A 13,945-nucleotide genomic window follows, 5' to 3' on the forward strand; every position below is an offset into this window, starting at 1 on the left:
TCTTATGCCCGCATGGTGGCTCGAGGTGAATGGATTGTGGTACACTGTTGAAGATAACGTGTAGTGATTAAACGAAGGCAGTGAAGAAGATGGATCCATTGAAATTTGTAGTCGTCGATCTCGAAACGACCGGTAATTCCCCTAAGAGAGGGGAACGGATCATTCAACTATCGGCAGTCACGATCGAAAACGGTAAGATTACCGACCAATATACGAGCTTTGTTTCGCCGGGCAAGCCGATTCCGGCATTCATCGAGGAGTTGACCGGCATCAATGATGAAATGGTGCAGGATGCCCCGGCCTTTGACGAAATCGCCCCTGTGGTCCATAAGATTCTTGAAGGGGCGGTGTTTGTTGCCCATAATGTCAATTTCGATCTATCCTTTCTACAGGCGGAGTTTGAAGAAAGCGGGTATGTACCGTTTGACGGTCCGTCTGTCGATACGGTGGAATTGGCAAAAGTCGCGTTCCCTTCGGCAGATAGCTTTAAACTATCCGAGCTGTCAAGCACCCTTGATGTCAGTCATGTGAGACCTCATCAGGCCGACAGTGATGCCTACGTCACAGCGGAGATCCTTTTATACTTCATCGATACCCTCAATGGATTGCCCTTGGTGACACTGGAAAAGCTAAGGAAGCTTTCCGATCATCTGAAGAGTGATCTCTATTTGATCTTTGAGCAGATCCTCCATGACAAATATGAGAGGATCGAGGATCTTCCGGAAGGTCTTGAGGTCCACCGGGGCCTGGCCATCAGGAAAAAGGGAAGTCTGAAGATCTCCACAGGGAAAGCTGACGAGGGAGAAGGAATAGAGGAGCTCCTGAAGAGGACCGTCCCCCATTATGAACGGAGGGGTGCACAGCTGGATATGATGGAAAGCATCACGGACGCTTTTCATCTATCCAAAAACATGGTGATCGAAGCGGGAACGGGGGTAGGGAAATCCCTCGGCTATCTATGGCCAAGCCTCGACTTTGCAATCCGCAAGGGGGAAAGGGTGGTCATCAGTACATATACGATCCAGCTCCAGGAGCAGCTTCTCCAGCAGGAAATCAAGCGACTGGAAGCCATCGCTCCCTTTCCGTTCAAAACGGTCCTTCTGAAGGGGAAAAATCATTATATCAATCTGTTCAAATTCGAGCAGTCCCTGAGGGAAGACGAAGCGCAGTATGATGCTGCATTGACGAAAATGCAGATTCTTGTCTGGCTTACAAGGACTGAAACCGGAGATATGAGCGAACTCAATCTGAGCTCGGGCGGACAATTGTTCTGGAACCGCTTGAAGCAGGACGGATGGCATCTGCCTCATCACAAAGATCCGTGGGTGTCGAAGGACTTCTACCTTTCTGCAAGGAAGGAGGCACTGGAGGCTGATCTCATCATCACCAACCATTCCATGCTTCTGACCGATGTGAAAATGGAGAAAAAGATGCTCCCCGACTTCAACTATCTGGTGATCGATGAGGCTCATCATCTGGAAAAGGCTGCAAGGCAGCATCTTGGGATCATGATGGACTACCCTTCCATTAAATTCACGGTTTCCCAGCTCGGATCCTTGGACCATCACCAGCTGTATAAGCGTCTTGATGAACTGTTGGCCAACCATTCGGTCTCTATGGAACTCCACCCCTTTGAGATGGACCGTCTCATCACGGACTTTTATAGAGAACTCGAAGAAGCGTTCACGGTGCTTGCTTCGACATTTTATAAGCAGTCCAAAAAGCGATCCGGCGTCAACAAGATCCAATGGCGCCTGACGGAAGATGTGAAGAAAAGCAGGCAATGGATGCCCGTCAGGATGATCATCGAAAGGGTCGTTTCCCATATGAAAACGATCGAAGGACAATTCAGGAAGGTGCTTGATACCGTAAAGGAAAAGAAAATCAAGCTCAGCGATCCTGAAAAAGCCTTCATCGAGGAATTCTTCTCGTTCCTGCTTGATTGGAATGAACTGTATTCCGGACTCTCCACCCTCTTCCTCAGAGCGTTGGATGAGTATGTCATCTGGCTTGAAGGGGATACAAGATCACTGCCCAATTCCCTGACCATCCAAGGTCAGCCCGTGACGGTGTCAGATCAACTCCGGGATGAAGTATTTGTCAAAAAGGAAAGTGTCATCCTCACATCGGCGACGCTTACGGTCAGTGATTCATTTGATTTCTTCCTGCAGGAAATCGGGCTGAAGGGAGCCGGCACTCTCCGACTCCCTTCACCATTCGACTACCGGGAAGCTACGAGGTTGTTCATCCCTTCGGATGTACCGGAAATCCAGCAGGTGACCAATGAAGAATACATCGAGTCCATCAGCTCCCATCTGATCGGAGTGGCACAGGCGACGAAGGGGAGGATGCTCATCCTCTTCACCTCGTACGACATGCTCCGGAAGACGTATGAGCTTATGAAGGATTCGGGGATCCTTGAAGAGTATGTCCTGATGGCCCAGGGGATCACGTCGGGAAGCCGAACGAGACTGACAAAGAATTTTCAGCGATTCGATAAAGCAATCCTCTTCGGCACAAGCAGCTTCTGGGAAGGGGTCGACATACCTGGTGAGGACCTATCATGCCTGGCCATGGTGCGCCTTCCATTCTCCCCTCCCGATGAGCCGGTCACACAGGCAAAGGCGGAAATCCTCAAGGCGGCTGGAAAAAATGCATTTTCGGCCCTCTCACTCCCCGAAGCCATCATCCGTTTTAAACAAGGGATCGGAAGGCTTATCAGAAGGAGCAGTGACAGGGGGATCATCATCGTCTATGATCGGCGCATCATATCGACAAGGTACGGGAAGGCGTTCCTGGAATCGATCCCGGATATGCCTGTTCAGGAAGGAGATCTGTTCGAACTCATCGATCAGATTGAAGATTGGCTTTGAACCCGGTGATAAGGAAGCCACCGGGGAAGAGGCCGGATTGCGGTGAACGGAAGCCGCATCCATGAAGTGTCTTGAAAAGAAGGAGTGAAGTTTTTATATTCTGCGATTACACAATGGAGAAATGTTGTTATAATGTGTGTAGAATGTAACAAACCAATCGATGAAGGAGGAACATCATGGAAAGCAAGATTGAGATTTTATCTACCCTTCGGATCGACTATACAGATAACCTTTATAAAGTGGTAGACGAATTGAACAGGACGTTGAAGAAAGACGACTATATGTTTGGCCTTGCACTTGATCCGGAAGATCAGCAGGTGGCAGTACTAACAATCTATCGTACATAAAAGAGTGATGATGATGAAAAAATGGATAACGATAATCGTGATAGCCTTTGTGCTCATCGGCGGCACTTCGGCCTTCTTGATTTATAAAAATTCACGAAGCCCGCTTCATAAACAATCGGAGGCGGCAATCGACCGCGTCAAAGAAGAAACAGGCATCACCAAAATCGAGGACACAAGCTTCTATAACGGAACCAAAGCATATTCTGTCATCATCGGTAAAGATGATGGCGGCAAGAAAAAGGTCGCATGGGTTCCTGAAGGTAAAGGGAAAATCATCGAGAGGGACTGGGACGGTGGCATCTCGAAGGAAGAGGCTGTCAAAAAGCTCAGAAGTGAGATCGAGCCCAAGGAGTTTCTTTCCGTCAGGCTTGGCTACGAATCCGTCGGCCCCGTCTGGGAAATCACATACCTAGATGATCAGGAACAACTGAATTATTTCTATATGCTGTTCTCCAATGGAGAATGGTGGAAAAAAATAGAGAATCTATAATACAGGAGTGAGTCACGATGAACATTTCATTAGCTCAAAGAGTAAGTGCACTAACACCTTCCACAACACTGGCCATCACGGCCAAGGCGAAAGAGATGAAGCAGCAGGGAATCGATGTGATCGGACTTGGAGCGGGTGAACCCGACTTCAACACCCCTGACCATATCATCAATGCGGCACATGAGTCGATGATCGGCGGTCAGACCAAGTACACCCCTTCAGGCGGTACTCCAGCCCTCAAGGAAGCCATCATCCAAAAATTCAAGACTGACCAGGGACTCGAGTATGGCCCCGGTGAAGTCATCGTGACAAGCGGTGCGAAGCACGCCCTCTATACCTTGTTCCAGGTACTCCTTGATGAAGGGGACGAAGTCATCATCCCGACGCCTTACTGGGTGAGCTACCCGGAACAGGTGAAGCTCGCCGGAGGTGTTCCGGTGATGGTCGAGGGAAAAGAGGAAAACGAATATAAAATCACGTCAGGGCAGCTTGAAGAAGTGCTTTCATCCAAGACAAAAGCCCTCATCCTCAATTCCCCGAGCAATCCGACAGGGATGCTGTACTCCGAAGAAGAACTGCGTGCAATCGGTGAGGCGTGCATCAAGCATGATGTACTCATTGTATCTGATGAAATCTATGAGAAGCTTGTATATGATGGGAATAAGCATATCTCCATTGCCCAACTATCACCGGATCTCAAGGCTCAAACCATCGTCATCAACGGAGTGTCGAAATCACACTCCATGACAGGGTGGAGGATCGGTTACGCAGCGGGCGATGCAACGATCATCAAGGCGATGACCAATCTGGCAAGCCACTCGACTTCAAATCCGACCACTACCTCCCAATACGGAGCCATCGCGGCATACGAGGGGGATCAAGCACCTGTTGAACATATGAGGCAGGCATTCGAAGAGAGACTGAACATCCTATTCGAGAAGCTCAATGCCATCCCGGGATTCAAGTGCATCAAGCCTCAAGGGGCATTCTACCTTTTCCCCAATGTCAAGAATGCGGCAGAGCAGACAGGCTATGAAGATGTGGACGCCTTCACGAAGGCCCTCCTTGAGGAAGCGAAAGTGGCCGTGATCCCAGGTTCCGGATTCGGATCACCTGATAACATCCGTTTGTCTTACGCGACCAGCCTGGATTCCTTGGAGGAAGCACTGAAACGGATTCATACATTCGTCGTAGAGCGCAGCAAGTAAGGAACGGCCCCTCTTGAAGGGGCTCTTTTTCCCAATCTGTTGCGACGTGATGATCAGGAAGGTATAATAGGGTACGATACATAAGTGTATAAGTTTTTGGAGGGAAAAAATCGTGAAAACCACAATATCTCAAGTTAATCGTTTTGTTGGGGAAGAAGTGACCATTGGTGCATGGCTCGCCAACAAACGTTCAAGCGGCAAGATCGCTTTTCTACAACTGCGTGACGGTACCGGCTTCATCCAGGGTGTCGTCGTCAAGGCTGAAGTCGAAGAGGAAATCTTCAAAAAGGCCAAGTCTCTTACCCAGGAAACGTCTCTCTATGTGACAGGTGTCGTCACGGAAGACGAACGTTCACCTTTCGGATATGAACTTCAGGTGAAGGACGTCGAAGTGATCCATGAAGCCGTTGATTACCCGATCACACCGAAGGAACACGGGACAGAGTTCCTTATGGACCACCGTCATCTGTGGTTGCGCTCACGCAAGCAGCACGCCGTGATGAAAGTTCGGAATGAAATCATCAGGGCAACGTATGAATTCTTCAATAAAGAAGGATTCGTGAAAGTGGATCCACCGATCCTGACCGGAAGTGCACCGGAGGGAACGACTGAACTATTCGCAACGAAATACTTCGATGAGGACGCCTATCTTTCTCAAAGTGGTCAGCTGTATATGGAAGCTGCGGCCATGGCCCTTGGGAAAGTCTTCTCATTCGGACCGACATTCCGTGCTGAAAAATCGAAGACCCGACGTCATCTCATCGAGTTTTGGATGATTGAACCGGAAATGGCTTTTGTAACATTCAATGAAAACCTCGAAGTACAGGAACAGTACGTGTCCTATATCGTGCAGAGTGTGCTTGAGAACTGTAAGCTTGAGCTAGAGCGTCTTGGACGTGACACAAGCAAGCTTGAACAGATCAAAGCTCCATTCCCACGCATCTCCTATGATGATGCCATCAAGCTCCTTCACGAAAAAGGATTCGATGATATCACTTGGGGCGATGATTTTGGTGCGCCTCATGAAACGGCCATTGCCGAAAGTTACGATAAACCGGTCTTCATCACGCACTACCCGACTTCATTGAAGCCGTTCTATATGCAGCCGGATGCAGACCGCGATGATGTTGTCCTGTGCGCCGATCTGATCGCACCGGAAGGATACGGGGAAATCATCGGTGGATCAGAACGGATCCACGATGCCGAACTGTTGAAGCAGCGCATCGAAGAACACGATCTCGCGACGGATGCATACAAATGGTACCTTGAATTGAGGGAGTACGGTTCAGTTCCCCATTCAGGATTCGGACTTGGTCTGGAGCGGACCGTTGCATGGATCAGCGGCGTGGAGCATGTCAGGGAAACCATCCCGTTCCCACGTCTGTTGAATCGTCTATATCCGTAAGTAAAACGCCGTCCTGTGCATGATGCACGGGATGGTCTTCTTTTTTTTGAAGGGCTTATGGAAAAGAAAAACACCCTGTAATAGCAGAAAATGACCCGTAGCCATGATATACTGGTTAGGAGGTGTTAGTACTATGGATCATAAACGATTGATGTTGTCCTGGATTGAAGAAGGGACATTGAACATCCCCCATTTATTATTGAAACACTATCAAGCTCTCGGATTGAATGAAACCGAGCTTGTCCTATTACTCAATATCTACAGGCATCTGGATAAGGGGAATCAGTTCCCTACACCCACTGACCTTTCCGAAAGCATGACCTTAAGTGCTGAACACTGTTCTTCCCTTTTGAGGAAACTGATCCAACATCAATTCCTCGGGATCGAAGAAGGAGCTTCCCCGGAGGGCATCCTTTTCGAACGGTACAGCCTGATGCCCCTTTGGAGTAAATTGACGGACCATATCATTCAGGATAGCAAGAGGGAGCAGACCGTTCAGGCGATGGAGGAAGAAGCGGATATCTATTCCGTGTTCGAACAAGAATTTTCTCGTCCCCTGTCTCCCCTGGAATGCGAGACCCTTGCCATGTGGCTGGATCAGGATGAACATAATCCAACCATTATCAAGGCGGCCCTGAGGGAGTCTGTCATCTCCGGTAAACTTAATTTTCGATATATCGACCGCATTTTATTCGAATGGAAGAAAAACGGCGTGAAGACCATCGAAGATGCCCGGAATCAGAGTCAGCGCTTCCGCCCGCATCAAAAAGCGGTTGCACCGAAGGAAATGAAATCCGAAGGGAAGCGCAAGTCGGTTCCCTTTTATAACTGGTTGGAGCAATAGGGTATAAAAGACCGGCCATCGTGGCCGGTCTTTTTTCAAACGCATAGGGGAGGGGCATTACTGAGTAAGGTTACCCCCCCCACACGTGAAAAGGAGGATGTATTTCATTGCTGAACAATAAACAGATTGCCATATGCCTGGATGAAATGAGAGGTATGTACCCGGAGGCCCATTGTGAACTCGTCCATGACAATCCTTTCGAGCTCGTCATAGCCGTGCTGCTCTCTGCACAGTGTACAGATGTACTGGTCAATAAAGTGACAAAGAATCTTTTTCAGAAATACAAGGAACCTGAGGACTATTTGGCCGTCACATTGGAAGAGCTCCAGCAGGATATCAGGTCCATCGGACTGTACCGGAACAAAGCGAAGAACATCCGCAGCCTCTGTGAAATCCTTCTTGAGGAGTATGGGGGGGAGGTCCCGAGAGAACACGAAGAGCTTGTGAAGCTGCCGGGAGTAGGAAGGAAGACAGCGAATGTTGTCGTCTCCGTCGCCTTCGGTGTACCGGCCCTGGCCGTGGATACCCACGTGGAGAGAGTCAGTAAGCGTCTGGGTATATGCCGCTGGAAGGACAGCGTCCTCGAAGTCGAGAAGACGCTCATGCGCAAGATTCCCCGTGAAGAATGGAGCGAAACGCATCACCGCCTGATTTTCTTCGGTCGCTACCACTGCAAGGCGCAGTCTCCTCAGTGTGATATTTGTCCTCTGCTTGATTTATGCAGGGAAGGGCAGAAGCGGATGAAGAAAAAGGTGAGGGGATGAAGGATAGGGCAGAAGGGCAGCCGGATAAATACTGTTCGGAAGCACATAAGATTCCAGACGACGGAGGAAATAGCTTTCATCCAGAAGAGGCCTATCAGAATTGGGAAGAGGGCAAGGGTCTGATTTCCACCCTGTTCAAGACGCGTGATGCCTCATCGGCAGATGAAATGGGAAGGGCGATCCTATGGTTCCATCAGCTTTTATTCTGGAGTAATGGATCTGAGGTCGATCTGTCCGATTGGCAGAAGGCGGTGGAGCGGCTGGAGTTGAAGCCCCACAACGTCGTGGACCGGCTGACTTTCATCCAGGAGAACCCAAGACTTGCTCATTCCTTCCTGCAGCTGCAGGAGCTTTTTGAAGAACAATGGAAGAGATATGCGAAGGATAGGGCGATGAAATCCATAAAAAAAAGCAGCGAGTAGACGTACTCGCTGCTTTTTTCTATTGGGCAGGTGAAGGGGCTTGATCTTGGGTACCGTCTGTCGTACCACCGTCACTTGGTGGCTCGGTATCGGTACCTCCTTGATCTCCGTCACCCTCAGCCGGAGGATTCTCATCACCTGGAGGGGTGCCGCCGTCTCCATTATCGGAGCCGTTATCGTTTCCTCCGCCGTTCCCGTTGTCATTTCCATTTCCGTTTCCATTTCCATTGTCATTCCCGTTCCCGTTATCTCCTCCGTTGTCCTGGTCATCTTCATTCCCAGGGGTGTCCGGATTCTCGGTATTGCCGTCGTCGGCATTGTCATCGGGTTGATCTTCCGGTTCTTCTGCTTGGTCTTCTTCGTCGTTGCCGCTCACTGTCACGCTTGTGGAAGCAGGGTCGCTTCGCTGACCGCCAGAGATGGCGACGACTTCGAATGCATACGTACCGTCGCCTTGTATGTTATCGACATTCAAGCCTTTTTTATCCGTGGTTGTCAAGGTTTGTTTCGATTCTCCGTTGATTGAAACGGAGACCTCGAACTTGACGTCTTTCTTTTTCTTATAATCCCACGATAGCTTGATGGACTGTTTCTTATCATCGTATTTTGCATTCAGTCCGCTAGGTGCATCGATCTTATCGAATTCTGACGAGACTTTGGACGGTTCTGTACCGCGTACGAACAGTTCCGTGATGATGCGGTCATCAGGCGTATAATCGCTAGGGAGTCTTGCAGGGTTGCTTCCCATTTCGACTTTCGATTCGACAACGGAGTTCGGTTTTTTGAAGTCTGCCGTGTCGACGCCTTCATGTACGGAACTCATCAAGTCACTCACGATATACTGGGCGATATGCCTGTCGGTCGGGTCGAGGGAGTTGGATTGTTTTTCGTACCCTGTCCAGACAGCCGCCGTGTAGTTGGTCGTATACCCGACGAACCATGAATCCGGAGCATTGGCTTTCGGGATACCGAGCTTCTCGCGATCTTTCTGTGAATAGTTGGTGGTCCCTGATTTACCTGCCATCGGAAGCCCCGGTACTTTCGCGTACAGTCCTGTACCCCTTGGGTTATCGATGACGCTTTTCAGGACATCAGAAATCATGTAAGCCGTATATTCTTTCATGGCGGCTTTTGGCTTGATATCAGGTTTGACTTCCGTTTCTCCGTCACGGAGTACCAGTTTTTGAATGGCATGAGGTTTCGTATAGACACCTTCATTACCGAAGGCAGCATACGCACCAGCCATTTGGACGGAGTTGACCCCAGGTGATACACCGCCGATGGAGGCAGATTCATAGTAATGGTCGAAATTCAATCCGAGTCCATTCACGAAATCCTCGGCTTTTTCCGGTCCGACTTCCTGGAATGCCTTCAGGGCCGGGATGTTCCGCGAATCCCAGAGGGCTTCCCTCATGGTGATCGGTCCTTTGAATTGTCCATCGTAGTTGTTCAGTTCCGTTCCGTCGGAATATTTGTATGGTTCATCATCCAGGATATGATATGTGGACCATTTCAAGTATTCAACGGCCGGGGCATAGTCGATCAGCGGTTTGATCGTGGAGCCCGGTTGGCGTTTGATGTCGGTTGCATAGTTGAATCCACGCTGTACGTTTTTATCCTGTTCACGTCCTCCTCCGATGGCACGGATTTCACCGGTTTTTGTGTCAAGGAGGGTGATGCCGGCCTGCATCGGCTGGTCGTATTTTTCAGGATAGGTGAAGGATGTGTTTTCACCTGCAAGGATTTCTTCCACGCGATCCTGTGCTTTCGGATCGACCGTCGTATAGACCTTCAGTCCATCTGAATAGATGTTGTAATCGCCCATGTCTTCGACTTCTTCGATTACTGCATCGACAAAGGCAGGGTATTTATTATCGTTCCGATTGGCACGATCCTTTTCTGACACAAGGCCTTCCGTGATCGGGATCTTTTGTGCTTCTTCTTTTTGTTTTTCCGTTATTCTTCCATGCTGGGCCATAAGGGAGAGGACGATGTTCCGTCGCTTCTCTGCAGCCTCGGGGTGCTTAAACGGATTGTAGTTATTAGGACTTTGAGGAAGACCGGCAATGACCGCAGCCTCATTCAGCTTGATATCCTTGACATCTTTGCCGTAGTAATAATCTGCTGCTGTAGCCATCCCGTTGATGCCATCAGACATATATACTTTGTTGAAGTACATCTCGAAGATTTCTTCTTTCGTGTAATCCTGCTCGAGTTTGATGGCGAGCCATGCTTCCTGTGCTTTACGTTTCAACGTCTTCTCGGGATTCAGGAATGAGCCTTTGATCACCTGCTGTGTGATCGTGGAGGCACCTTCGGAACCGAAGCCGCCCGTAATATTGGCCATGACGGCTCCTCCAAGGCGAATGAGGTCGATCCCGTGATGCTTGTAGAAACGGTTATCCTCTGTGGCGAGGACCGCGTCCTGCATCACCTTGGGAATATCCTCGAAGTTGGCGTATTCACGCTTTTCCTTTCCGACCGTGGTGATGAGATCACCGTTCATGTCGAAGATTTCCGAAGCAATCGGATCTTTCAATAATTTCTCATCAAGGTCCGGGGCACTTGAGGCGTAATAGGCGAACAGCCCGCCTCCTGCGATCATCCCGATGATTCCGATGACGAATAATGTTAAAATGACACGCTTGAACAGCGAACGTTTCTTCCCTTTTTTACCTGAGGGCTTTTGTTTCTGCTGGGCAAGGCGTTTTTCTTCTCTGGATTTGTACTCACCAGCCATTTTGGTTCCTCGCTTTCAATCTTCTGTCTATTTTAGTATTGTCCACGTTTTGAAATATACAACATGGAAGAAGACAAAATATAGATTAACTCATTTTCATAGAGCTAAAAATATAACTCTTGGACTATTTTTAGGTAGTCGACCCTTGGATGGAGTCCAAGGCGTATCCTTGTCCCGTCGCGCTCGATTTCCTCCTTGGTGATGGATTTGCGTCCACCGTCCAACATCCTCTTCCAATAGGCATGGAGAGAAGGGAAGGGAAGCAGGAACACTTCTTCCGTCGCCGAGAAGCGAAGGAGGACGAAGGTGATCCCGTCATGTTTATAAACGTCTTCCATGTGGGTAATTTGATGTTCATGGAAGTTTTTGAGAGGGAAGGACGTACTGTTTTTGGTTTCTTTGGCTTCAAAATCGATGTACCTGCCCTTGAAGACACCGTTGTAGTCCGTCGTGGAAGGCTGCTTGAAATAGGCCTCCTTGATGACTGCGGCGCTTCTTGAAGGGTAGAGGACATCGACGATTTGCACAGGTGTGGGCTTTTTATGAATGACTGCCTTCCCTTGTGCCAGATAATACAGATTGGTTTCATTGATATCTTCTTCGAGTGTCATCCCCCTGTTGCCATACGTTACTTGTTTCGGTTTAGCCCCGGGTTTTTTTGAGGGTCGTTCCGGTTCCACATATTTCTTTCCATTCGGATAATGGAATTTCATGGTAATACACCTCGCAGACTAATCTATATCATACCAGAAAGTCCCCGACTTTGTGTGAATAAATCATTACAAATCTCCTCACCCTAGATATATTAAGGATTCGGGGAGGATCAGATGAAAAGAATCTATCCGAATATACCCTCTATCGGAGAGGATAAACCTCTTCGCTATTGGATCATGATGATACGCGCCCAGGTACGTGATCACAATAAGGATAATATCTCGCGGACGAAGGCCTATCAAGGCTTCTTTGACTTGCACCGTGAAGTCAGATGGTCTCTGCTGGCATCACTCGTATCGAGGAATGCCGGATGGAATATGACTGACCTCAAAGGAGGGATCCTCGGTGATCTTCTTTCCCGGAGGCGCAGGAATGGCCTGTTCATGACGTATGAACGGGCCAATTGGACGATCTTTGAAGATGCCTATCCCCAGCTTCTCGTCTACCATTATTCGGTGCGGGCGGGGAAGGGGATGTTTCATCTCCTCGATGAGTTGCAGGTCTCTTCTTTCATGAAGGCAGAGTGGATCTACTTTTGGGAGCACCGGGATCTTGACCGACTCGTGACGGCGCTGATTATCAACGAACAAAATTTGATCCAGGAACCTGTGATCCTTGATCCCGTGTATCGCAGGGTCTTTACATCCCCGCTATTTTTAGTGGAAGACCGCCTCCACTTCAGCTCGGTGATCTTCCCGACCCTTGATGGGCGCCTTTATGGAGCTAGTGTACATGGGTTCAGGGACTTGGACAACAGGATCCTTCTGGGAAAGAAGCTGTATCGCATCCTTTTCCACAGCGATCACTTTACCGATATCAAGAAATGGGCAGATATGGTTGAACCGAAGGGGTCACGAAGGGAATATGCAGAAGGGACGACCGGTTCATCGTCGCCCGAGCTCCGGAGTGTATACGGTGAAGTTCCCCATCATTTGAGAGGGAAGAGGGACTGGTCGAAAGGCAGATCGGTCAAGAACGAATGGTTCGATCCCGTTGATCTCCCCTCAGAAGTGGAGATCAAAAGTTGGTTCGTACATAAGGAAAAGCAGCTGATGAGAATGAACGGCCTCGCTAAATGCATGAAGAAGCTATTCCCCCCATTGAGATGGATGTCATGAATAGACGAAGACCCGGGCTTCAGCCTGCGGGTCTTCGTCATTCTTCTATTAAGTGGAAGGGCGGTCCGGCCCAGTAAGTTTAGGATTCCCTTTAGCAGCATTTTGCTTGGATTCCTGTTGCTTGGGATCTTTCGTTTGCTTTTTCATGTTTTCCACCTCCATCCCTAGTATGAAGTGTGGGATCACCTTTTATTCAATCATGTCGAAGCCTTGTCTGTTGCCCACTATCTTTGCCGAATCGCTTCTAGTTTTGTCAGAGGGGAAGGGGATGTCTTCAAAAGGGAGAATACTCTTAGTAAATCAAAATGCTGGGAGGACCCCATTATGCATCAGAAACAGGAAATCATGTTAAAGCTTGCCGAGATCGAGGAAAGTCTTAATCAGTTGGAACAAAATTTGTATGACCGGATCCGGATCGAGAAGCAGGATAGAGTCGACAGTTTCCACATCGAGGTGCAGAAGGTTGAAAATCAGCTGGATCGATGTGAAGGGATCAGGGACATCCGCCGTCCGTCCTCATCATTTGCAGTGTAAAAGCTTGAATTATCCATGAAGACATCATAAAATGACTGTAATGAAGCAGCCTTGGTTTAGGCTGCTTTTTATTTTGAACCTGGGGGATTCGTCGATGGACAAGTTGATCGGTGTAACGGATAGCCTGCTCACTGAAGCAGGTTTTATGATAGAAGAATACAAACGAAGAAGGGAAAGTGGGGAGAAAGGGGATTTTTACCGGGATGTAAAACCCTACGCCGATAAGGTCAAAAGCTTGAACGATCAGTGGAGGTCTTTATCTGAGGAATGGGTGGCCACGTCCAGGCCGAAACACCTTCATCTTCCGCAAATTTCCAATACGTACGATAATATCGAAATGCTTTCGGTTCACTGTTTCTTCCCGGAATCAAGCTATAATCGATTCATCAGTCATTATCAATCTGTTTCCTATGTGCTGGGGACACAGCTCCATGAACTGAGGAAGGATTGAAGGGAAGATGTACCTGAAAAATCCGGGACCCCATC

At 48.8% G+C, this 13,945-nt stretch carries 13 protein-coding genes; 11 read left to right on the forward strand and 2 right to left on the reverse strand.

What is annotated here, in order from left to right:
* The first annotated feature begins 89 nt into the window (after positions 1-89).
* The 8 genes from dinG (at position 90) to AF331_RS03415 (ending at position 8,353) form a co-directional block, all read left to right on the forward strand.
* Entirely contained in the window at positions 90-2,873 is a 2,784-nt protein-coding gene (gene dinG, locus AF331_RS03385) for an ATP-dependent DNA helicase DinG (RefSeq protein WP_053426759.1), read from the forward strand.
* Between the two features lie 176 nt (positions 2,874-3,049).
* Positions 3,050-3,220: a YpmA family protein gene (locus AF331_RS21715; protein ID WP_079516288.1), complete on the forward strand. Its 171-nt coding sequence runs from the start codon at positions 3,050-3,052 to the stop codon at positions 3,218-3,220.
* Positions 3,221-3,233: 13 nt separating this feature from the next.
* On the forward strand, positions 3,234-3,710 hold the full coding sequence (locus AF331_RS03390; protein ID WP_152915527.1) for a cell wall elongation regulator TseB-like domain-containing protein: 477 nt from the start codon (positions 3,234-3,236) through the stop codon (positions 3,708-3,710).
* Positions 3,711-3,733: 23 nt separating this feature from the next.
* Complete coding sequence (locus AF331_RS03395) at positions 3,734-4,918, forward strand: pyridoxal phosphate-dependent aminotransferase (RefSeq protein ID WP_152915566.1); 1,185 nt, start codon at positions 3,734-3,736, stop codon at positions 4,916-4,918.
* A gap of 112 nt (positions 4,919-5,030) precedes the next feature.
* Positions 5,031-6,323, forward strand: a complete 1,293-nt coding sequence (gene asnS, locus AF331_RS03400) for an asparagine--tRNA ligase (RefSeq protein ID WP_053426762.1) — start codon at positions 5,031-5,033, stop codon at positions 6,321-6,323.
* 133 nt (positions 6,324-6,456) lie between these two features.
* A complete protein-coding gene (locus AF331_RS03405; protein WP_053426763.1) occupies positions 6,457-7,167 on the forward strand; it encodes a DnaD domain-containing protein in 711 nt (236 codons plus the stop codon).
* A gap of 107 nt (positions 7,168-7,274) precedes the next feature.
* The gene (gene nth / locus AF331_RS03410; protein ID WP_053426764.1) at positions 7,275-7,931 is read left to right on the forward strand and encodes an endonuclease III; all 657 of its coding nucleotides are present in this window, start codon (positions 7,275-7,277) and stop codon (positions 7,929-7,931) included.
* Positions 7,928-8,353, forward strand: a complete 426-nt coding sequence (locus AF331_RS03415; protein WP_053426765.1) for a YpoC family protein — start codon at positions 7,928-7,930, stop codon at positions 8,351-8,353. Before nth ends, AF331_RS03415 begins: the two co-directional genes overlap by 4 nt.
* Before the next feature lie 19 nt (positions 8,354-8,372).
* Here AF331_RS03415 and AF331_RS03420 read toward each other — a convergent pair whose 3' ends face one another.
* Positions 8,373-11,093 carry a penicillin-binding protein 1A gene (locus AF331_RS03420; RefSeq protein WP_053426766.1) on the reverse strand — a complete coding sequence of 907 codons (2,721 nt, stop codon included), beginning with the start codon at positions 11,091-11,093 and terminating at the stop codon, positions 8,373-8,375.
* A gap of 104 nt (positions 11,094-11,197) precedes the next feature.
* The gene (recU, locus tag AF331_RS03425) at positions 11,198-11,806 is read right to left on the reverse strand and encodes a Holliday junction resolvase RecU (RefSeq protein WP_053426767.1); all 609 of its coding nucleotides are present in this window, start codon (positions 11,804-11,806) and stop codon (positions 11,198-11,200) included.
* Positions 11,807-11,920: 114 nt separating this feature from the next.
* On the opposite strand from recU, the gene AF331_RS03430 reads away from it, so the two are divergent.
* The 3 genes from AF331_RS03430 to AF331_RS03440 all read left to right on the forward strand — a co-directional run bounded on the left by AF331_RS03430 (position 11,921) and on the right by AF331_RS03440 (position 13,910).
* Positions 11,921-12,925 carry a DUF2515 family protein gene (locus tag AF331_RS03430; RefSeq protein WP_152915528.1) on the forward strand — a complete coding sequence of 335 codons (1,005 nt, stop codon included), beginning with the start codon at positions 11,921-11,923 and terminating at the stop codon, positions 12,923-12,925.
* A gap of 324 nt (positions 12,926-13,249) precedes the next feature.
* Positions 13,250-13,459, forward strand: coding sequence for a hypothetical protein (locus AF331_RS03435; RefSeq protein WP_053426768.1), 210 nt, complete (start codon positions 13,250-13,252; stop codon positions 13,457-13,459).
* Between the two features lie 94 nt (positions 13,460-13,553).
* Positions 13,554-13,910 carry a YppE family protein gene (locus AF331_RS03440; protein ID WP_053426769.1) on the forward strand — a complete coding sequence of 119 codons (357 nt, stop codon included), beginning with the start codon at positions 13,554-13,556 and terminating at the stop codon, positions 13,908-13,910.
* Positions 13,911-13,945 lie beyond the last annotated feature (35 nt).

This window comes from Rossellomorea marisflavi (assembly GCF_001274775.1).
GTDB lineage: Bacteria > Bacillota > Bacilli > Bacillales > Bacillaceae_B > Rossellomorea > Rossellomorea marisflavi.

Coding starts and splice junctions, on each gene's coding strand:
- AF331_RS03390 (WP_152915527.1), top strand. CDS start 3,234: ATGAAAAAATGGATAACGATAATCGTGATAGCCTTTGTGCTCATCGGC.
- recU (WP_053426767.1), bottom strand. CDS start 11,806: ATGAAATTCCATTATCCGAATGGAAAGAAATATGTGGAACCGGAACGA.
- dinG (WP_053426759.1), top strand. CDS start 90: ATGGATCCATTGAAATTTGTAGTCGTCGATCTCGAAACGACCGGTAAT.
- AF331_RS03430 (WP_152915528.1), top strand. CDS start 11,921: ATGAAAAGAATCTATCCGAATATACCCTCTATCGGAGAGGATAAACCT.
- AF331_RS03415 (WP_053426765.1), top strand. CDS start 7,928: ATGAAGGATAGGGCAGAAGGGCAGCCGGATAAATACTGTTCGGAAGCA.
- AF331_RS03440 (WP_053426769.1), top strand. CDS start 13,554: ATGGACAAGTTGATCGGTGTAACGGATAGCCTGCTCACTGAAGCAGGT.
- AF331_RS21715 (WP_079516288.1), top strand. CDS start 3,050: ATGGAAAGCAAGATTGAGATTTTATCTACCCTTCGGATCGACTATACA.
- AF331_RS03405 (WP_053426763.1), top strand. CDS start 6,457: ATGGATCATAAACGATTGATGTTGTCCTGGATTGAAGAAGGGACATTG.
- AF331_RS03435 (WP_053426768.1), top strand. CDS start 13,250: ATGCATCAGAAACAGGAAATCATGTTAAAGCTTGCCGAGATCGAGGAA.
- AF331_RS03420 (WP_053426766.1), bottom strand. CDS start 11,093: ATGGCTGGTGAGTACAAATCCAGAGAAGAAAAACGCCTTGCCCAGCAG.